Below are 19015 nucleotides of genomic sequence, written 5' to 3'. Positions count from 1 at the left end.
CCGAGACAAACCGCCGCGTCGGGGCCATCAATCCACGTTTAGCTGCTTGCCAGTGTCAAGAGATCATGGAAACCTGAGCGAGGATTACAGGGGGCCCACAATGACAAAAATACTATCCGGATTCGCACTGCTGACTGTGGCGGTTATGCACGCATTGCCTGCTTCAGCTCAAACCGCGCAAAGCGACGAGAGTCCACAACTTCAGCGGCCCTACTCCATCACCGAGAGCCGCGTACCCTGCGCAGACTACGACCCGCTTAAACGCCCGCACTTTGGCGACTTCCACGTGCATACCAAGTGGTCGTTTGATGCCAACTCACAGGACACCCGGAACACCCCGGCCGATGCCTACGCTTTCGCCCAAGGCGAGCCCATGGGAATACAACCCTACGATGACGAGGGCACTGCCCAGCGCACAATACAACTCGACCGGCCACTGGACTTCACAGGCATTACCGATCACGCCGAATTCATGGGCGAAATGCGTATCTGCACGACGGAAGGCTACGAGGGTTACTGGCACCCAGTCTGCATCGCGCACAGACACCTGCCACAGCTGTCTTTTGGCACCTTCGGTGCCTATGGCATGGCCGGCAAGCGACGTTGGGGCTTCTGTGGCGATGACGCGCAGGGCTGTCATGCCGCGGCTGCCAACACCTGGCGCGACGTTCGTGACGCGGCGGAAGCGGCTTATGACAGAACCGAACACTGCAGCTTCACCAGTTTTATCGGCTACGAGTGGACGGCGAGTGTAGGTCCTGGCCTGAACCTGCATCACAATGTCATTTTCCGTAACGACCAGGTGCCCGAACGCGCTCTCGGATGGATAGATACCCCCTCGCAAACTCACCTTTGGGACTATCTGGATACGGAGTGTGTTGCGGACAAGCCAGGCTGCGACGCCGTTGTGATCCCCCATAATTCCAACCTCAGCGGCGGCCTAATGTTTGAGACCGCCAGACTCGAGACGGAAACCATTCCGCCAGAGCCGGTTACCCGCGAAGAAGCCGCGCGACGAGCCCGCTGGAACACACTGTTCGAGGTGATGCAGCACAAGGGTTCAAGCGAGTGCGACAGCCGCCTACCCACCTGGAGCGAAGATGAGCTCTGTGGCTTTGAAAAAATGGGCTACGACAGCTTCGGCGGCAAGAACACCGGTATCGCTGCCGATGGGCGTCTGGACTGGCTCACTGTGTTTGTGCCCGACGATTTGGCGCCGGTGACCAAGCTGCCTGATGAGAACAACTTTCTGCGCTATGGCCTGAAAAAGGGTCTGCAACAGCAGGCTGAGATTGGTGCAAACAGCTTCAAATTCGGGCTAATTTCGAGCACGGATACGCATATTGCTGCCCCTGGCCTCACCATGGAGAAAAACCACCCCGGCCACGGTGGTGCCGGTATGGGGGCTCGCGAGGGCGTGCCCACCGGTCTTCCCGATGAACTGGAGTACGGCCCGGGCGGCCTCGCCGTGCTATACGCCGAAGAGAACACCCGCGATAGCCTTTTTGCTGCCATGCAGAGACGTGAAGCCTATGCCACCAGCGGCACACGGCCGGTGCTGCGCTTTTTTGGCGGCTGGGACTACGCAGAAGACACCTGCGAGCGCAGTGACATGGTGGCACAGGGCTACGCCCGGGGCGTGCCGATGGGCGGCGACCTGCCGCCGGCTGACCCCAACAGCGCAGTACCCCGCTTCGTCGTTTCTGCCGTGCAGGACCCGGGGACTGAAGAGTATCCCGGCAGTCCGCTACAGCGCATACAGCTGATTAAAGGCTGGTATGAAGATGGGGAACTGCGCGAGACCGTGATGGATGTGGCCGGTGGCGCCAACGAGGCCACCGTTGACCTTAATACTTGCGAAGCCAGTGGCAGTGGGCACGAGCGCTTGTGCACCGTATGGGAAGATCAGGATTTCCGCAGCGAGTCGCCCACCTTCTACTACGCCCGCGTGGTAGAGAATCCCAGCTGCCGTTGGAGTCAGCGCATTTGCGTTGACGCTGGCGTTCAATGCGATAACCCAGACACCATACCTGCGGGCATGGAAAACTGCTGCGCTGTCGAACACCGCAAGGTAATTCAGGAACGCGCCTGGAGCTCCCCTATCTGGTACACGCCCTCAGCCCCGTAAACTGGCGTGAGGCACTGGCTAAATTGAAATATCCCACTGAAGACGCAAGCGCCAGCCGTCAACGTCGGGGTTCTCGGCAAAGTCAGTGCTTGCGGTTCTCAGGTAACTGGCCTCAGCCGTCAGCTTATTGCGGTGGCCATTGAAGAACCAGTTCGACGCCAGGGAAAACTCCGTGTTCTCCAGCGGGGTTAGATCGGGGTCGACGTAGGCATAACGAGCGGCCAGCTCCCACTGGGTAGGCAATGACGACCAGTTTGTCGCCGGGAACCATCCCCCCTGAAGGTAGCCTCCTACAAGGTATCGCCGACGGCCCGTGTCCTGGTCTTCAACGCGCTTCCAATGAAGTTCCTGCTGCACACTAAAGCCACGCCACTACCAGGCATACTCCTGTGAGAACTCTGTCAGGCGGTACTGATTGCGCTCGCCGGGGCCCGAGCCGTGACCGGGTAACTGGCCGCCACCGGAGCTTGAAAACCGGGTAAAACGACTCTGATTTTCCACGGCGGCGAACGCTAGAGAGTATGCCGGCTTGTCATAGTTTTTTGACGGCGCTCTGGGCGAACGGCAATTGCTGACGGCTGGGGCTCCACTGCCATCGCGCTATCCACATGGGGGGGCCGCCGTCAGTGGCCTGGCTACGCCCATCGCCGCCAAACACGCCAAGCCACAACTGGCTGTCGGCTGAGCCGCCCGATTTTAGCGCTCCGGAGGCCATCGCACCCCACTGCCTGTCTACGGTGAACCAGTAGTGACTGATAGAGCGGTCGACAAACTGCTGCCTGCCAGAGGAGTCGATACGCTCGCGGTTAAATTCAGCCTTCCACTGCCCGGCACGCAGGTTAAATGCGGCACTGGGCTTCCAGGTGGCTCGCAGGTCCAACATGCGTTCCTGGCGAAGGTCATACTCGTGATACGCAGTGATGTTGTTGCGCCAACCTGCGCCCACTTTGTAGCGCGATCGACTCACTTCTCCGCCGGTAGATTCCGGCGTACCAAGATCACTCATCGAGAGCAGCTCCGAAGGGATTTCCGTGGCGCGAAGCTGCGCGCGCAGGCCCAGCCAGAGATAACTTCCGCTGGCCGATGACCACTCCAAACTGCGATCACCGTAGTCCCACCCGTTTGCGCCCTCTTCCTGGGCCGCAATCGATGAGCCACCGCCGGCAAACACAACGCCTGCCGCCAACGGTAACAATCGGGTAATGATCATCAGGTCAGCACTTAACGCCCTGCCGACATTGAAATATCGAACCCAATGGATGCCGCCTGCTGTCGTGCCTCGTCAACGTCGGCGTCTTCCCGACTGTATATCCAGAGATTCGCGCATCGCGTTCCCGTGCGACAAAACGCGAACACTGACTGCGACTCATCGTCAAACAGGTGCTTCATAACCTCCAGATCTGGTCCCGGAAAGTTCATCGCGTTCACGGGCAGGTGCCGATATTCAAGACCCTGAGCCTTCGCCGCTGACGCCACATCATCCGAACTGGGCTGACCGGGTTCTTCCCCGTCGGGTCGGTTATTAATAATCACCTTGAAGCCAGCCTCTGCGATAGCAGGTACGTGCTCGGGCAGGATCTGACCCGCCACGGCAAGACTGGGTGTTAAGGCAAATGCTTTCATTGAGCTGACTCTTCTATCTAAACATACAAAGGGCGCGAAAACGCGCCGTTACTCTTCGTACAGCGATTCCAGGATCTGATCAACGGTAAACGAGGCAGGCTTTTGTCGCGGCGGGTACTCCCGTAGAGACGCCACAAACCGCGCTACCGCAACCCGCGATACTCCCAGGGTGGGCGCCACCTTTTTGTCCCACCACAGGTTATAACCATTACTGTCAGTATCCGCTCTTTCAAAGGGATCGCGCCGTAAATGAAATACTTTGGGGATGCGCAATGGAACAAACGGCTCACGCCAGACATCGAAACGGCTGGCACGTTGTTCAGCGAAGACGGATTTCCAGTCATCAACCCTGGCCGCTGTCAGCACACCGTCGTCGCTGAAGTAGAAGAATTCCCGACGGGGTGACTGCTCGGCCTCACCGGTGAGGTACGGCAGGAAATTGTAACCGTCCAGGTGCACGCGAAAACGCTTGCCCGCTGCGTTGTGGCCCTTGAGAAGCTTCTCCTTGATCCCGTCATCGCCCGCAGCGGCCATCAGGGTGGGTACCCAGTCCAGGTGCGACATCACCGAGTTACTGATTTGACCTGCTTCAATCTTGCCAGGCCAGCGCACCATAGCTGGCACGCGGAAGCCGCCTTCCCAGTTGGTGTTTTTCTCGCCACGGAAGGGTGTGATGGCGGCATCTGGCCACATGTTGTAGTGCGGACCGTTGTCGGTGGAATACATCACAATCGTATTGTCGGCAATGCCTAACTCATCAAGCTTTTCCAGCAACTGACCCACATGGCCGTCGTGCTCCAACATGGCATCGTTGTAGAAGCCCTGCCCGCTTGCGCCCAACTGCGACTCTTTCACGTGGGTGTAATAGTGCATGCGCGTTGAGTTAAACCACACAAAGAAGGGCTTATCTGCCTCGGCTGAGCGATCAATGAACTTGAGCGCTTCTCCAAGGAACTCGTCGTCGACGGTCTCCATGCGCTTGCGTGTCAGCGGGCCACTGTCTTCTATGCTGCCGTCGGCACTACTGCGGATCACACCACGGGGTGCGAACGCCTTGTTAAACGCGGGGTCCTTTGGCCAATCAGGGTCTTCCGGATTTTCTTCGGCGTTCAGGTGATAAAGATTGCCAAAGAACTCATCAAAGCCGTGGTTCGTTGGCAGAAACTCATCGCGATCGCCCAGGTGGTTCTTGCCAAACTGACCGCTGGTATAGCCATGCTCACGCAGTAGCTCAGCCAGGGTTGGATCTTCGGGCTGTAAACCCAGATCTGCCCCGGGAATACCCACTTTGGTCAGACCGGTGCGGATGGGGTGCTGTCCGGTGATAAAAGCAGAGCGCCCCGCAGTACAGCTCTGCTCCCCGTAGTAGTCGGTAAAAATCATGCCCTCATTAGCGATGCGATCAATATTGGGCGTCTGGTAGCCCATCATGCCCATGCTGTAACGGCTAATGTTCCAGATGCCGATGTCGTCGCCCCAAATGACCAGGATGTTCGGCTTATCGGCTGCATGGCTTTTCATCGGGACAGCTGCCACCAGGCAACAGGCAACAACGATGCGAAGTAGATGGATTAGGGTATTTACAGTCATGGCACCCTCTGTGTTTTTGTTATTGAATGTTGCGCCAGTGTATACCGAGAGACAGGCGGACTACAGCCGTGAACGCCCTCATCAAGTCGCTGTTATGCGTTCAGAGCGTTCAGGTTGGTCCAAGCCTCATGCAGTAGCTTCACGCCAACCACCACCAGAAAGAAGCTAATGACCCTATAGTAGAAGCCGGGTTCGGAACGTTTCACCAGCCAGTGCCCAAGCATGACACCCAAGGGGGCCAGTGGCACCAGAACCAGTGAGTACAGCAAGTTATTGGCGTCGAACAAGCCCAGACTGTAGTAAGGAAGCAGCTTCACCAGATTCACAACGGCAAAAAAAATGCCCGCCGTACCGGCATAGGTTAGCGGCGACAAGCCTTTGGGCAGCAAATACATGGTCACAGGCGGGCCGCCCGCGTGAATGCTGAAACTGGTAAAACCCGCCAGACCACCGAATACGCTAGCACTGACGGCATTGTGCTCTCGCCCTGCTTTCCCACTGAGCCCCAGCAACTGCTGCAGGCCGAACAGCAATGCAATCAGACCCACCAGCACGCGCATCCAGTCGTCGCTCATGACATCGGCACTCAAGTAGCCCAGAGCTATACCAAACATCGCTGGCGGCAACAAAAGCACCAGTGCACGCTTATCGAAAACACCCCAGTAGGTCTTTACTACTTGGGCGTCCATCACCACCAAAATGGGCAGCAAAATCGCCGCAGCCTGTGTGGGCGACATGACCAACGCCATCATTGGTACAGATAACACTGCGACTGCACCACCAAAGCCGCCTTTGGCGACGCCGTAGAGCAATACAGCGGGCACACTGACCGCGTAGAACAACGGATCTGACAACACTGACCGCTACTCGATCAGTTGATACCGATCGCTGAGTGCATCGATAATTTCGGCGCGGGGATCATCACCCAAAGGCAGCGGCTTGCCGGTCACGCGTTCTGCGATACCGCGGTAGACCTCGGAAACCTGCATCATCAGCTCGAGCGGCAAGGCGTTATTGCTGGCCAACGCCAGACGTTCCGTCATGCGCGTTTTATTGAGCAAAACGTCCGGGTCGGGCACGTGATGCAACAGTGCCTGGCGGAAGTGCTCTTTCGAGTTCTCCACGACATTGCCCTCGCGGTACGAGGGCCCATCCCAGATACGGGAAGAATCGGGAGTACCCACCTCATCCATGTAGATGAGTTTGTCCTGACCGCTGGCGTCAGTGACGTAACCAAACTCAAACTTGGTGTCGACAAACACCTGATCCAGCTGCGCCAGTGCATCACTGATAACATCGAAGCCTTCGCGTAGCAGCTGCTCGTATCGGTCGACGTCACCGGTGCTGGCAAAGTTGAAGGCAGCGGCGTTATTGATGATATCGTCGCGCTGAATATTGACGTCGTCGGCCTCAGGCACACCGGGAATACCGCGCAGTATGCCTTTGGTGGATGGGGTAATCAGCAGCTCCGGAAGGCGCTGATCGCGATGAAGGCCATCGGGCATTGCTATGCCACAGAACTCTCGCTCCCCAGCTTCGTAGGCACGCCACATCGAACCGGTAATGTACTGCCGCGCAATGGCTTCAATCATCACTGGGCGCGCTTTCTGAACGATCCATACCAGTGGATGCGGTATGTCCAGAATGTGGCTGTCGGCAAGACCCTGTTCTCTGAACAGACCAAACCAATGGTTTGAGATGGCATTCAGGGCAGCGCCCTTTCCCGGCACACCGCGCATACCATCCTCTGCATGCCAGATACAGTCGAAGGCAGAGAGTCGATCAGAAATCACCATCACCGCCAGCGATGCGTCGGGGGCAACGTTATACCCTTCCTGGCGAATAAGGCGCTGACTGTCTGTGGGACTCAGCCAATACACGGAGCGGACCTTACCGCTGTGGACCGGACCTGATGTCCGGATAGGCAGATCATCATTCACTGCCAGAACCTGTGCCGCCGCACTCATGAGCTAACTCCGCCAAAGGGCCTTGAAATGGAGCTCGCCGCCCCACTCATTGAAAGACGGCGAGTTTAGCAGAGCCCCCCTTCCCCTTCAGCAAAAGCGAACCACTGGCCTCAAATAACGTATAGAATATGAAGAGAAAATTAAGACTGTGCCACCGCCTTATGACAACACCACAAACGCCTTATCAGATTTTGGGCGATCAGGGCATTGCCGACCTCTGCCAAGCGTTTTACGACGCCATGGATAAGCTCCCGGAAGCCGCAGGCATCCGTGCCATGCATGGCGAGGACCTATCTCCGGTCACCGGAAAACTTACCGATTATCTGGTGGAGTGGATGGGCGGCCCGCCACGCTACTCCGACGTGACCGGCAGTGTCTGTATGACAGATCCTCACGCCGGCTACCACATTGGTCCGGCAGAGCGTGATCAGTGGCTGTTATGTATGCAGGAGGCACTGAGCCGGATCGATGCCAGCGACGAGCTGCGCCAGATGCTGGAAACGCCGCTGTTTCGTATCGCAGATGCCGTGCGCAACCGCGAAGGGGCCAGCGCCGCTGAAGGCAACCCCAACATCATTGCGGCGAACTGACTCGCCGCAACAACCCGCACTAAACCCATTGGAATACCCTATGAAACAGAGCCAACTGGCGCTGGCCATCGCAACCGTATTGGCCAGCCAAACCACCTTTTCCCAGGATCTGGAGCAGATTCTGGTCACCGCCAGCCGCACCGCCGAGAGCGGCCAAGACCTGGCACTGACCTGGTCAGCCGTCGACAGTGAGGCCATAAATCTCACAGGACATGTCCATATCAACGAGCTGATGCAGCGGGTTGCCGGTGCCTGGATTAGTCGCGGCAACGGCCAGGAAAGCCTCACCGCACTGCGCTCACCTGTGCTGACGGGAGCAGGCAGCTGTGGCGCATTCTTTATGGCGTGGGACGGCATCAGCCTTAGAGCCCCGGGCTTCTGCAACGTGAATCAGCTGTTTGACGTGAACAGCGAGCAGGCTGCGCGGGTGGAAGTTATCAAGGGTCCGGCCACTGCCCTGTATGGTTCAAACGCCATGCACGGCGTTATCAATGTGCTCTCTGCGGCTCCGACCCCCGAAGAAGACCAGCGCATCGCACTCGAGGCTGGCCCGGACGACTATTACCGTGCACGATACCACTACCGCAACACCTATGGTGATCACGGTATCAGTGTCTCGGTCAATGGTGCTACCGACGGCGGATACAAAAATGACTCGGGGTACGACCAGCAGAAAGTGACGTTACGCCATGATTACAACGGCGATGTCTGGCAGGTCACCAATGCGTTTGAGGCCAGCAACCTGAATCAGGAAACGGCAGGCTTCATCCGTGGCTTTGAGGCCTATAAAGACGATGACCTGAAGGACACCAACCCTAACCCTGAAGCGTATCGCGACGCCTGGTCGGCACTCGCCTACTCGCGGTGGTCTCGAGACCTCGCCCCGAATCACCGCTTGACCGTAACACCTTACTGGCGCAAGAACGACATGCAGTTCCTGCAGCATTTCCTGCCCTGGCAGCCCACCGAGGACAACGGCCACCAAAGCCTGGGATTGCGGGCAACGCTGCACAGTGATGTGGGCAACACCCGCTTCAGCTACGGCACAGACTTTGAGTACACCGATGGCTGGCTTAAAGAGTTTCAGGAGAGACCCTTCAGCCCCAACCAGCCACAAGGGCTGCATTACGACTACCAGGTAGATGCTGTGACTGCCGCTGCCTTTGCGCAGGCGGAGCACAGCCTCAGCGACCGTTGGACGCTATCTGGCGGCGCCCGATACGAATACACGGAATACGATTACAACAACCGTACGGAAGATGGCCCAGCCTGCGGCCCCGAGGCCACGGCCTGCCGTTTCTTTCGTCCGGCAGATCGTACGGATGACTTCGGCGACTGGAACCTCAATGCCGGCGTAAGCTTCGCGTTGAGTGATACGACCACCGTTTATGGTCGCGTTGCCCGTGGTTTCCGTGCACCGCAAACCACGGAGCTGTATCGCCTGCAGGCGGGTCAGGAAGTGGCCGACCTGGATTCAGAGGAGATCGACAACATCGAAGTGGGTATCCGCGGCGGTACCGACAAGCTGCGCTATGACCTTGCCCTCTTCTACATGGAGAAAGATGAGGTCATCTTCCAGGATGCCGACCGCCAGAACGTCAGTGGCGCCAGCACGGACCATGAAGGCGCGGAGTTCAGCATCGATTACCAGTTCTCAGACGCCTGGTACGCCGGCTTGGACATGACGGCGGCACGCCATCGCTACACCAGCCGCACCAACCTCATCGGGTCCTCGGGTGACATCAAGGGCAATGACATTGACACCGCGCCACGCCTGTTTGGCAGCGCGCGCCTGGGCTGGAACCTCGGCAGCCGCGGCATACCGGCCCTTGCCGAGCTTGAATGGGTATACATGGACGAGTACTACCTGGAGCCGGACAATGAGCGCGAATATGAGGGTCACAACCTGCTGAACCTTCGGGTGCGCGGCAATCTTACGCCACGACTGCAAGCGACCCTGAGGGTCACTAATCTTCTGGATGAGGATTACGCAGAACGCGCAGATTTCGGATTCGGGAGCTATCGCTACTTTGTGGGCCAGCCCCGCGGCGCCTATTTCGAACTGGCCTACCAGTTCGGCGCAGGCAGCTAGTTACCACACCGGGGCGGCGGCATAGCCGCCCCAATCTCGCTGTTGTTGCTATAGCGCTGCTAAATTGTTGCTAGGCCATTGCAGCGATGCCGACGGCCTCGCGAACTTTCTTCATTAGAGGAACAGAGGTTTCACGAGCGCGCTCTGCGCCTGCCTTCAGAACCGACTCGATATATGCCGGGTCATCCATCAACCGCTGGTATTCACCCCGCGCAGATTCAAGTTCCGCATTCACCAGCTCAAACAGTTGCTTCTTGGCTTCGCCCCACGCGATACCCTCGGCAAACGCTGTGCGCATGGCTTCTGTTTGCGCCTTGTCGGCAAAGGCTGACCATACCTGAAACACCGTTGAATCATCGGGGTCCTTGGGTTCACCCGGCTCCAACAGGTTGGTGCGAATCTTGTTGATCGCTTTTTTCAGCTGCTTCTCGGTAAGGAACAGCGGAATCGTGTTGTTGTAGCTCTTACTCATCTTGCGGCCATCGAGACCTTGCAGCACCGCCACATCTTCGTCTACCACGGCCTCAGGGAGCGTGAACACGTCGGCAAAATTGTGGTTAAAGCGCTGGGCAATGTCTCTAGCCATCTCAACGTGCTGAATCTGGTCTTTGCCCACGGGGATCTTCTGGGCATTGAACATCAGGATGTCTGCCGCCATCAGCACCGGGTAGCTGAACAGCCCCATGGTGACGCCAAAATCAGGATCTTCTCCCCCCTCTTCATTAGCCTGCACCGCAGCTTTGTAGGCGTGGGCGCGGTTCATCAGGCCCTTGGCGGCGTTGCAATTCAATATCCAGGTGAGTTCGGTAATCTCGGGCACATCTGACTGGCGGTAGAAAACGGACTGCTGTGTATCCAGGCCAAGCGCCAGCCAGGTTGCCGCGATTTCGCGACTGGACTGCCGGACCTGCTGTGGGTCCTGGCATTTAATCAAGGCATGGTAGTCCGCAAGGAACAAAAAAGAATCCGTTGCAGCATCTTGGGCAGCGGCGATGGCAGGCCGAATAGCCCCTACGTAATTGCCCAGATGTGGTGTGCCGGTGGTGGTGATACCGGTCAGTACGCGCTGCTTTGCCATTGATTGAAACGCCCTGCTGAAAAGCCGCCAATCATACGTGGATTGCCAATCGCAGGCTATCTTGTCCACGAAGCGTGCGATGTGAGGTTGGACATTCGGACCGCGACTACGAAGCACTGGCAGGTTTGATTCCGCATCAACACGCTCACCATGTCGGCCAGTGTTTAACTACTCAACGTACCTCTCTCGGGGAATGTGGCTGTGCAATGTAGGATCGTAAGCTATGCGCAAGTGCAATGGAGATTCCCATGACAAAGACCATCAATGACGTTGTTGATTTCTCGACCAGCGCTGCCGAAACCGAGCGCTACCCCACGCCCTTTGAAAAACGCCTGCGCGGCACGCCGATGCAGCACGCAACCACACATTTCACCGTGGACGATAAGTTCTTCGCCGGTGAGTGGGGAGCCGAGGAAGGTTGCTGGAAAATCTCGTACACAGAAAACGAGTACTTTCACATTCTCACAGGGAAGTCTGTTTTACGCGACAGTGTCGGCAACGAAGTTGAGCTGAATCCCGGCGACAAAATGTGCATCCCCGCGGGCTTTGAGGGCGAATGGGAAGTGCTTGAGGCAACCACAAAAGTGTTTGTGATCTACGAGCCTTAGAAGACGGGTGGCTCAGATAAAGAGGCATATGCACTGCCTGTCGGCAGAGAACCTCAAACTCACGCTAAGCCCATCCCGGTATTGCACGACAATGTTCACCCCCGTTGTGGGATCAGAGCAAATTCACGCTCATTATATAGGGTAGCTCACATAGGCATAGTTGATCAGCATATAAACAAAAGGCAGGTTGAGAAGATTCAGGATCGAAAAGACGATTGCAAACTTCCGGGGATCTAGTTCCTGCTTTATCCATTGAAACTTCGGCATCCAGTAGCCGACCACTGACAGGACAATGAATAGCGCTGCAAAAATCTTCCAGAAAGTTTGCCCTATAAGAGGCACATCGAAAAGGTACAAAGCGCTGCCGATCAATCCGACCAACATAATGGGCGCCATCACCAGTTCCTCAATTTGTACCGCTTTTGGCGTACGATCATAAGTGCCTCTCAGCTTCATAAGCACTTTGGTGATGAGCGAGAAAACAAGCATGCCGGCGAAGGTCAATGTATAGACACTGAGAAAAATCATCATCCTCTTACGCACCCATTACGAATCGTAACTCAAGGTTGCCATTAGTTAGCCAACCCCAAGCGCACCTCCCGCAACCACCACCGGGTACCAGATCGCGGTCACATAAAACATGCTGCCAGTCACCGCGAACACGCCGACACTTATCATGGCGTGAGCATAAAAAATCTTCGGATTCGAGATCGCGTGCACTGAGGTTATCGCAAGCACTGAGCCCAGCCAGACTTTAACGCACTCGAGCTTCGCCTCGAACACCTGCCATTGATGCTTCAAAAAGCCCAGAAAGAACAAAACTGCCACTTCTGCACCAACAATCTGGGCGACGAAAATAAGCTCTATGGCGACGGGTGCGACCAGTATGAGGATAGCAATGAAAAAAAGACTGCGAAGTTTTTCGTTATCTAGCTTAAGCATCCATGCTCCAGTCTTTGCTGAGGATAGTAGAAGTCGCTCTAACCTTAATCACTCGATGATCAACCCAACAGTCATAACGCATACATCGTATGTCAGCTTCGGCTGGAGACCTCCTCTGGATTTTTCTTCACCCACACATAAATAAAAAGTACGCATAACAAATATGCTGCACCTACAGCCAAGGGCGCGCCCACTTCTGAAAAATCGATCAAGCCTGAGAAGTGGCAAAACGCAGTCGAAACAAAAATAAACCCTGCGCTAACTTTAATAAAAAACTTCCATTGCGCTGCATTCATACAAGCACTTCCTGATCTTCCTGAACATCAGAAACCAAGGCTACCGACCACCCGGCGTATTGCTTTTCCAGTATCTTTTTCATGACGTATATGGATACAGGGAATCCGCCCAAATAACCTAGAACACCACCGACCATTGCACTGGCCTCACCTTGCCCCAGCATACTGGCCACTAGCCCCCCGATGAATCCAAGAACAAAGCCCAGAATCGCTCCAAATACCGTGCAGCGCCATACGTAGCTCCACCAGACGATCACAGTTTTCTTCCAGGTGACTTCAACTCTCTCCATGTTACTGTCTCCTTCGTTTAAATCAGCTTCAGCCAGACTGTCAGTCCATGCATTGTATACCACTTACAAAACTCTATTGCATAGTTCTCGCTAATGACGATTCACTGTGTCAGTGTGCAACTCACCCTAAATCAGTGGTCTGCCGACCCTGAGACTGGCTTTCACCAGGCTTATGTCGCCGGCGAGGCTAAAGCAGAAGTATCAGCAAACAGATCGCGATAGTCGCCGGCAAGCGCTTGCTGTGAGAATCGCGATACATCCGGTGCACTCACCCGCCCCGCTCTTTGCAGCGCCGCGATTCGCATAACCGCTTCGGCAGCCGCCCTGCCATCGACGGTGGCGTCCGCGGTGTCGCCCTCGTAGAGAAACTCGGCATCAAACCATTCACTGTATACCTGCCGATTGGGAACAATGGGCAAACAGCACAGCGACACCGCCTCAAGCACGGCAAGGCCCTGGAACTCATGCAGCGCAGTCGAGACGACCACGTCCGCATCGAGCAATGTCGCGAGGTAATCCTCACGCGAAGGCAGATAGCCTACATGAACAAGACGATGGCCAAAGCGGTTCTGCAGCTCAGACACTGATGCTGGCCGCTCTCTAAACTCCTGACCGACGACCGCCAGTTCAAAATCCACACCCGACTGCTCTAATAACTCGGCAAATGCCGGCAAGCGATCGCAGCCCTTGTCGTATTCCAGCCGCCCCACCCACAGGATGCGCAGGGTCTCTGGAGCATTTCCTCGGCTACCGCGAAACGCAGATGCCCCCCTGTCCTTTTCCGCATCCCCCATCACCGGGCTGCTGAATGGCACGGGCAAATCCTGACTGCGTGCGCGCAATCGATCAACAATACCGGGAGGTACTTTATCCGGCAGTCGGCGCAGCAATGTGGATACACCGTCTAGAAAACTGTCTCGGTTAAAGCAGGAGTTGAAAGCAAGCCTGTCGGCTGCCAGAGCACTGTAGATACTCACCATCTGCACTTCCACCTGCCCCGTCTGATGCGCGCTGGCAGGATAAGCAAACTGGTTTTCATGAAAGTATAGCAGCGATGGCAGCGAAGCTAACGCCGGCACAAGGCCTCGCAATGTAGCTAGGTCCACCATGGAGGTTGCCAGCAGCAGGTCATAATCTGCCGTCAGCGCTTTGGTCTCGGCGAGTGCCCAGTGCAGCGGGTTGCCACGGACACGCCAATTAAAATGCCTGGGCGGCAGTTCGAGCACGGTGAACTCATGCTCGGGCAACATTGTCTGCAGCGCCTCTCGCCAGGCCACGTGGCTGCGCGCGGCATAGGCGGAAAGCAGCAAAATGCGCACCCCGGTTAGCCCTTACAACAAACCAGAGACACGCAGTACATCAAATCACCACAGCCCCGGGGTGGCGGTAGAACTGACCCAGTACGCGAGCCAGGTCGCAGCCGTCGCGATAACCGGCTAATTCACGGATCGAGTGCATGGCAAAGGTAGGCACACCCACATCCAGCGTACGAATGCCGGTTTCACCAGCGGTGATCGGGCCAATAGTGCTGCCGCAAGCCATATCGGTTCGTACGACAAACGCTTGCAGGGGTACGTCCACCTGCTTGGCCAACAAACGGAACAAGCCTGTTGTCTCGCTATTGCTGGCATAGCGCTGGTTCGCATTGAGCTTGAGAACCGGACCGTGGTTCAGCACTGGGCCGTGATTATTGTCGTGTTTATCGGGGTAATTGGGATGAATGCCGTGAGCGTTATCTGCCGATACCAGCATGGAGCGCTGCACTAGTCGTGCATAGCTCTCCTCGTCACCAGCTATGCGCCTGAGCACCGAACTCAACATAGGGCCCTGTGCGCCGGCCGCCGAAAGAGAGCCCACCTCTTCGTGGTCATTACAGACAAGGACTGCGGTATGTGTGTTATCGGCGGACAATAAGGCTTGCAAGCCCACATAACAGCTCAACAAGTTGTCGAGTCGAGCTGAGGCCAGAAACTCCTGCTGCAGCCCGACCATCGATGCGGCCTGCGTATCGTAGAAGGCAATCTCATAATCCAGAACCGTCGCCACATCGGCCTGAGGATGCTCGAGCAACAGCTGCTTGCGCAGCAGGGCCCGAAAATCCGGCGACTCGCCCTCTCCCAGCTGTCCCAACACCGGCAAAATATGCTTCTGCGGGTTGATCGAGCGCTGTTTGTTGGCCTCGCGGTCCAGGTGAATGGCGAGGCTGGGAATCACCGCCAAGGGCTTACGAAAGTCGACCAGTGCCGTTTTTAGGTTACCCGGGCCATCCTCGTAACTGACCCGGCCTGCCATAGATAAGTCCCGGTCAAACCAGGGGTTCAGCAGTACACCGCCATACACTTCCACCCCAAGCCGGTAATACCCGCCACTACTATGTTCGGGCACAGGCTTAACAGCAAGATTGGGGCTATCAGTGTGTGCACCCACCAGTCGCGCGCCCGACTCGGCTGGATCTTCTGTCCCATGGACAAACGCGATCAGCGAGCTGTCATTGCGCGTCGTGTAGTAACGCCCCCCCGACTCCAGCGTCCAGGATTCGCTTTCTGACAATGCTTGAAACCCGGCCGACTCCAGTCGCTCTGCCATTGCTCTAACGGCATGAAACGGCGTAGTCGCCTGGCTCAGAAACTGGCACAAGCCTTCGTTGAAGCCAGCATAGTCCGCTTTCTCGGCGCTCATTCGCTCGTCTCCGATATTGATTTCATTCGTGCGTAGAGGCTGGACGTATCCCAGCGCGCGCCGCCCATGCCCTGGACGTCAGCATAGTAGCCATCGACCAACTCGGTCACAGGCAGAGTAAGGCCGTGACGTTTGGCCTCGGCCAGCACCATTCCCAAGTCCTTGCGCATCCAGTCCACGGCAAAACCGTGTTCGTACTCGTCCGCCAGCATCGTCTGGTAGCGGTTCTCCATTTGCCAGCTTTGTGCTGCACCTTGGGAGATAACCTCGACAACGGCTGCGGTATCCAGGCCCGCCGCCTCCGACAGGCTAAAGGCCTCCGCAAGACCTTGCACGACTCCAGCAATGCAGACTTGATTCACCATCTTGGCCAATTGACCACTGCCCACGGGGCCCAGCAATCGCGCACAGCGGGCGTAGGCATCCAGCACCGGTGCTGCGGTGTCGAAGTGCTCTTGCTGACCGCCGACCATCACCGTCAGTACACCGTTTTCTGCGCCAGCCTGCCCGCCGCTCACAGGGGCATCAAGAAAGCCGACACCCTTTTCCGCGCAAGCAGAAGCCAAATCACGCGCCAGCTCCGCTGACGCTGTCGTGTGGTCAACCAGCAAGGCCCCTTCGCTCATACGGGCAAGCGCCCCTTCATCCCCTGTGGTAACCTGACGCACATCATCGTCATTGCCCACACAGACAAACACTATGTCGGCGCCCTGCGCTGCCAGGTCCGGTGTGCTCGCACTCTCACCGCCATACTCGTCACACCAAAGCCGAGCCTTTTCTGCACTGCGATTGAATACCGTGACCGAATGGCCGGCTCGTTGCAGATGCCCAGCCATGGGGTAACCCATCACGCCCAGGCCGATAAACGCCAGTTTCATTGTCGATTCATCCTCGATAACTGAAGCTCAAGCAGCTTCACATCCACCAAACCACAAACAGCGCCAAGCCCAGCGCGAGTCGATAGTACACAAACGGCATCAACCCGATACGGTCGAGCAGGCGCAAGAACGCAGCGATACAGGCATAGGCCGTTAATGCGGCAACCGCGACGGCAAAAGCCAGCATTGGCCAGTCCACCGACACACCACTGTCCAACAGCTCCAGTGTCTTAACCAAGCCCGCGCCAGCAATGACGGGAATAGACAGAAGGAAAGAGAAGCGTGCCGCTGCGTGACGATCTAACCCCAAGAACAGGGCAGCAGTAATTGTGATGCCAGATCGCGAAACACCGGGAATGGGTGCCACGGCCTGCGCTAATCCTATGCCGATCGCAATTGGTAACGACAATGGCCTGAAACTTGGAAGACGACGATTACACCAATCGGACCAGCCCAGCAACACACCAAAGACCACGGTGGTAGTTGCGATCACCAGTATGCTGCGCAATTCGCCCGCAATCAGGGATTCGCCCGCGAGGCCCACCAGCGCTACGGGCACTGAGGCCAGTGCGAGATACCACACCATGGAGACTTCGTCGTTGATCTCGCGTCTGGCAATACCCTGCAAGGTGCCCTGCGCTAGCGCGATCAGGTCACGGCGGTAGTAGAGAAGCACTGCTAGCAAGGTGCCAACATGCACCGCAATATCGAATGCCAGCCCCTGGTCATCCCAACCCAGCAGCTTCGAAGGCAGTATCAGGTGCGCAGAGCTGGATATGGGCAAAAATTCTGTGAGCCCCTGAAGAGCCGCCAGCGCCAGCGCTTGCAACCAATCCATTAACGCCCCTTGCCCTGCTCAGCCAACTTCTTCCAACCCACGCTCTCCTGTACATAGCGCGGCACTATCTGCTCTGGCTTGAGTAGGTGTCCGGCGCTGTGGGCGTGCTCGGCCAGAGCGATCATATCCACGGCGTTCGGCAGAAGTGCTTCCGCCGCCGGTGGCACCCTCAACAGCGGACTTGTGGGAAACCTCGCGGCGTACATTGCACCGCTGCCCACCACATGAATGGGATCTTGTCCGGCAATAACTGCCATTTCGCCCAGTGGTAGCGCCTCGGGGGCACAATGACTGGCATCCATTACCGTTTCGGGCACACCCTCTGTGATTCGATAAAGCGCGAAATACAGCTCATCTATACGCGCATCGATAGTGCTGAGAACCAGTGTTCCCACGGCCTTATCAACTAACCCTTCTCGCGCTGCAGTGGCCGCCTGACAGGCCAAGGTCGACACAGCCACTGCTGGCAATTCTGCCGCAAAAGCAATGCCCTGCGCCGCACTGGCCGCAATACGCAGGCCGGTGAACGAGCCTGGGCCTTCTCCATAAGCAATAAGACTAACACCGGCTGCGCTCACATTACCGCCGGGCAGCAGGCGTTCAAGCAGCGGCAATATCCGCTGGCTGTGCTGCCGGGGGATCACCTCATGCACTGCAGCAATGCTGTCGCCCTGACGGAGGGCCAGGGTGCAGGCATCTGTTGCCGTATCGAGTGCGAGGATGCCGAGGGTGCTGTGGTCGCGGTCGCTTGTCACTGTGCGAAGTCGTTACTGCTATTCAATCTAGTGGATGCGTGATTATCACACACTGCCCTGCCGCGTGGTAACGTACCCGGCATGGAGCGCACTGAATTCGGGCAACACCGCACCGATATCACCGGACTGATTCTCGCTGGCGGCAGGGGCTCGCGCATGGGGGGTGTTGACAAGGGCTTGGTCGACATTGACGGGCGCCCGCTCATAGCAGCTACCATTGAACGGCTGCGCCCACAGGCAAGCACCATCGTGATTAGCTGCAATCGGAATGCAGAACATTACCGGCCCTATGCAGACCGACTTGTTACGGACTTACGCGCCGATTTCCAGGGGCCACTGGCCGGAATAGAGGCCCTCGGCGAGATAAACACGCCGCTGCTGCTGGTAACACCCTGCGACACACCAAACATACCTTCGAACCTGGGCGCTAGATTACTGGCGGCAATGACGCCTGCAACAGACGCCGTGTATGCGCAGAGCGATGGACGCCAGCACTATCTCTGCCTCTTGTTGCGCCAACGAGCACTGCCCACCCTGTCTCCGTATCTAGACAGTGGGCAGCGATCAGTACGCCACTGGTTGCAAACGCTCAACACCGAGGCCGTATCGTTCGCTAACGAAGCGCATGCTTTCACTAACGTGAATTACCGATAAGCGGGCG

The 19015-nt window shown here is 57.0% G+C and carries 21 protein-coding genes; 5 read left to right on the top strand and 16 right to left on the bottom strand.

Annotated elements, in window-relative coordinates:
* The first annotated feature begins 100 nt into the window (after positions 1–100).
* Positions 101–2128, top strand: coding sequence for a DUF3604 domain-containing protein (locus IE089_RS03935; RefSeq protein WP_189475339.1), 2028 nt, complete (start codon positions 101–103; stop codon positions 2126–2128).
* 18 nt (positions 2129–2146) lie between these two features.
* Here IE089_RS03935 and IE089_RS03930 read toward each other — a convergent pair whose 3' ends face one another.
* The 6 genes from IE089_RS03930 to IE089_RS03905 all read right to left on the bottom strand — a co-directional run bounded on the left by IE089_RS03930 (position 2147) and on the right by IE089_RS03905 (position 7308).
* Positions 2147–2485 carry a porin gene (locus tag IE089_RS03930; RefSeq protein ID WP_189475337.1) on the bottom strand — a complete coding sequence of 113 codons (339 nt, stop codon included), beginning with the start codon at positions 2483–2485 and terminating at the stop codon, positions 2147–2149.
* A 175-nt stretch (positions 2486–2660) separates the two neighbouring features.
* Positions 2661–3338 carry a porin gene (locus IE089_RS03925; protein WP_189475336.1) on the bottom strand — a complete coding sequence of 226 codons (678 nt, stop codon included), beginning with the start codon at positions 3336–3338 and terminating at the stop codon, positions 2661–2663.
* Between the two features lie 11 nt (positions 3339–3349).
* Entirely contained in the window at positions 3350–3751 is a 402-nt protein-coding gene (locus IE089_RS03920; protein WP_189475334.1) for a protein tyrosine phosphatase family protein, read from the bottom strand.
* A gap of 48 nt (positions 3752–3799) precedes the next feature.
* Complete coding sequence (locus tag IE089_RS03915) at positions 3800–5272, bottom strand: arylsulfatase (RefSeq protein ID WP_189477355.1); 1473 nt, start codon at positions 5270–5272, stop codon at positions 3800–3802.
* Positions 5273–5433: 161 nt separating this feature from the next.
* A complete protein-coding gene (locus tag IE089_RS03910; protein WP_189475332.1) occupies positions 5434–6198 on the bottom strand; it encodes a sulfite exporter TauE/SafE family protein in 765 nt (254 codons plus the stop codon).
* Between the two features lie 6 nt (positions 6199–6204).
* Positions 6205–7308 (bottom strand): phosphoribosylaminoimidazolesuccinocarboxamide synthase, encoded by a 1104-nt coding sequence (locus IE089_RS03905; protein ID WP_189475330.1) that lies wholly within the window; start codon positions 7306–7308, stop codon positions 6205–6207.
* A gap of 161 nt (positions 7309–7469) precedes the next feature.
* On the opposite strand from IE089_RS03905, the gene IE089_RS03900 reads away from it, so the two are divergent.
* Entirely contained in the window at positions 7470–7898 is a 429-nt protein-coding gene (locus IE089_RS03900) for a group II truncated hemoglobin (protein ID WP_189475328.1), read from the top strand.
* Positions 7899–7938: 40 nt separating this feature from the next.
* Entirely contained in the window at positions 7939–9990 is a 2052-nt protein-coding gene (locus IE089_RS03895) for a TonB-dependent receptor (protein WP_189475326.1), read from the top strand.
* 70 nt (positions 9991–10060) lie between these two features.
* On the opposite strand, the gene IE089_RS03890 is transcribed toward IE089_RS03895, so the two are convergent.
* Positions 10061–11068, bottom strand: coding sequence for a tryptophan--tRNA ligase (locus IE089_RS03890; protein ID WP_189475324.1), 1008 nt, complete (start codon positions 11066–11068; stop codon positions 10061–10063).
* A 248-nt stretch (positions 11069–11316) separates the two neighbouring features.
* Here IE089_RS03890 and IE089_RS03885 point away from each other — a divergent pair, with 248 nt between their 5' ends.
* On the top strand, positions 11317–11676 hold the full coding sequence (locus IE089_RS03885) for a cupin domain-containing protein (RefSeq protein ID WP_189475322.1): 360 nt from the start codon (positions 11317–11319) through the stop codon (positions 11674–11676).
* Between the two features lie 132 nt (positions 11677–11808).
* On the opposite strand, the gene IE089_RS03880 is transcribed toward IE089_RS03885, so the two are convergent.
* The 9 genes from IE089_RS03880 to tsaB all read right to left on the bottom strand — a co-directional run bounded on the left by IE089_RS03880 (position 11809) and on the right by tsaB (position 18354).
* Positions 11809–12207, bottom strand: a complete 399-nt coding sequence (locus IE089_RS03880; RefSeq protein ID WP_189475320.1) for a hypothetical protein — start codon at positions 12205–12207, stop codon at positions 11809–11811.
* Between the two features lie 45 nt (positions 12208–12252).
* Positions 12253–12618, bottom strand: a complete 366-nt coding sequence (locus IE089_RS03875) for a hypothetical protein (RefSeq protein ID WP_189475318.1) — start codon at positions 12616–12618, stop codon at positions 12253–12255.
* Between the two features lie 92 nt (positions 12619–12710).
* Positions 12711–12914 carry a hypothetical protein gene (locus IE089_RS03870; protein WP_189475316.1) on the bottom strand — a complete coding sequence of 68 codons (204 nt, stop codon included), beginning with the start codon at positions 12912–12914 and terminating at the stop codon, positions 12711–12713.
* The gene (locus IE089_RS03865; protein WP_189475314.1) at positions 12911–13204 is read right to left on the bottom strand and encodes a hypothetical protein; all 294 of its coding nucleotides are present in this window, start codon (positions 13202–13204) and stop codon (positions 12911–12913) included. The genes IE089_RS03870 and IE089_RS03865 overlap by 4 nt, the downstream gene beginning before the upstream one ends.
* Positions 13205–13374: 170 nt before the next feature.
* Positions 13375–14523: a tRNA-queuosine alpha-mannosyltransferase domain-containing protein gene (locus IE089_RS03860; RefSeq protein WP_229802571.1), complete on the bottom strand. Its 1149-nt coding sequence runs from the start codon at positions 14521–14523 to the stop codon at positions 13375–13377.
* A gap of 40 nt (positions 14524–14563) precedes the next feature.
* Complete coding sequence (locus IE089_RS03855; RefSeq protein WP_189475313.1) at positions 14564–15883, bottom strand: M18 family aminopeptidase; 1320 nt, start codon at positions 15881–15883, stop codon at positions 14564–14566.
* Positions 15880–16761, bottom strand: coding sequence for an NAD(P)-dependent oxidoreductase (locus IE089_RS03850; RefSeq protein WP_189475312.1), 882 nt, complete (start codon positions 16759–16761; stop codon positions 15880–15882). The genes IE089_RS03855 and IE089_RS03850 overlap by 4 nt, the downstream gene beginning before the upstream one ends.
* A 37-nt stretch (positions 16762–16798) precedes the next feature.
* Positions 16799–17599 carry an undecaprenyl-diphosphate phosphatase gene (locus tag IE089_RS03845; protein WP_189475311.1) on the bottom strand — a complete coding sequence of 267 codons (801 nt, stop codon included), beginning with the start codon at positions 17597–17599 and terminating at the stop codon, positions 16799–16801.
* Positions 17599–18354 (bottom strand): tRNA (adenosine(37)-N6)-threonylcarbamoyltransferase complex dimerization subunit type 1 TsaB, encoded by a 756-nt coding sequence (gene tsaB, locus IE089_RS03840; RefSeq protein WP_189475310.1) that lies wholly within the window; start codon positions 18352–18354, stop codon positions 17599–17601. Before tsaB ends, IE089_RS03845 begins: the two co-directional genes overlap by 1 nt.
* Positions 18355–18435: 81 nt before the next feature.
* Between tsaB and mobA the strand changes: the two genes are divergently transcribed.
* Positions 18436–19008 (top strand): molybdenum cofactor guanylyltransferase MobA, encoded by a 573-nt coding sequence (mobA, locus tag IE089_RS03835; RefSeq protein ID WP_189475309.1) that lies wholly within the window; start codon positions 18436–18438, stop codon positions 19006–19008.
* The last annotated feature ends 7 nt before the right edge of the window (positions 19009–19015 follow it).

It is taken from the genome of Parahalioglobus pacificus, assembly GCF_014652275.1.
Lineage (GTDB): Bacteria > Pseudomonadota > Gammaproteobacteria > Pseudomonadales > Halieaceae > Parahalioglobus > Parahalioglobus pacificus.
The sequence above is the reverse complement of the archived record's forward strand: the minus strand, read 5'-3'. Positions and strand labels throughout refer to the sequence as shown.

Bases quoted from the DNA above. Each gene is read 5' to 3' on its own strand.
- IE089_RS03935 (WP_189475339.1), top strand. From the start codon at position 101: ATGACAAAAATACTATCCGGATTCGCACTGCTGACTGTGGCGGTTATG.
- IE089_RS03925 (WP_189475336.1), bottom strand. From the start codon at position 3,338: ATGATCATTACCCGATTGTTACCGTTGGCGGCAGGCGTTGTGTTTGCC.
- IE089_RS03920 (WP_189475334.1), bottom strand. From the start codon at position 3,751: ATGAAAGCATTTGCCTTAACACCCAGTCTTGCCGTGGCGGGTCAGATC.
- IE089_RS03915 (WP_189477355.1), bottom strand. From the start codon at position 5,272: ATGAAAAGCCATGCAGCCGATAAGCCGAACATCCTGGTCATTTGGGGC.
- IE089_RS03905 (WP_189475330.1), bottom strand. From the start codon at position 7,308: ATGAGTGCGGCGGCACAGGTTCTGGCAGTGAATGATGATCTGCCTATC.
- IE089_RS03900 (WP_189475328.1), top strand. From the start codon at position 7,470: ATGACAACACCACAAACGCCTTATCAGATTTTGGGCGATCAGGGCATT.
- IE089_RS03895 (WP_189475326.1), top strand. From the start codon at position 7,939: ATGAAACAGAGCCAACTGGCGCTGGCCATCGCAACCGTATTGGCCAGC.
- IE089_RS03890 (WP_189475324.1), bottom strand. From the start codon at position 11,068: ATGGCAAAGCAGCGCGTACTGACCGGTATCACCACCACCGGCACACCA.
- IE089_RS03885 (WP_189475322.1), top strand. From the start codon at position 11,317: ATGACAAAGACCATCAATGACGTTGTTGATTTCTCGACCAGCGCTGCC.
- IE089_RS03880 (WP_189475320.1), bottom strand. From the start codon at position 12,207: ATGATGATTTTTCTCAGTGTCTATACATTGACCTTCGCCGGCATGCTT.
- IE089_RS03875 (WP_189475318.1), bottom strand. From the start codon at position 12,618: ATGCTTAAGCTAGATAACGAAAAACTTCGCAGTCTTTTTTTCATTGCT.
- IE089_RS03870 (WP_189475316.1), bottom strand. From the start codon at position 12,914: ATGAATGCAGCGCAATGGAAGTTTTTTATTAAAGTTAGCGCAGGGTTT.
- IE089_RS03865 (WP_189475314.1), bottom strand. From the start codon at position 13,204: ATGGAGAGAGTTGAAGTCACCTGGAAGAAAACTGTGATCGTCTGGTGG.
- IE089_RS03855 (WP_189475313.1), bottom strand. From the start codon at position 15,883: ATGAGCGCCGAGAAAGCGGACTATGCTGGCTTCAACGAAGGCTTGTGC.
- IE089_RS03850 (WP_189475312.1), bottom strand. From the start codon at position 16,761: ATGAAACTGGCGTTTATCGGCCTGGGCGTGATGGGTTACCCCATGGCT.
- IE089_RS03845 (WP_189475311.1), bottom strand. From the start codon at position 17,599: ATGGATTGGTTGCAAGCGCTGGCGCTGGCGGCTCTTCAGGGGCTCACA.
- mobA (WP_189475309.1), top strand. From the start codon at position 18,436: ATGGAGCGCACTGAATTCGGGCAACACCGCACCGATATCACCGGACTG.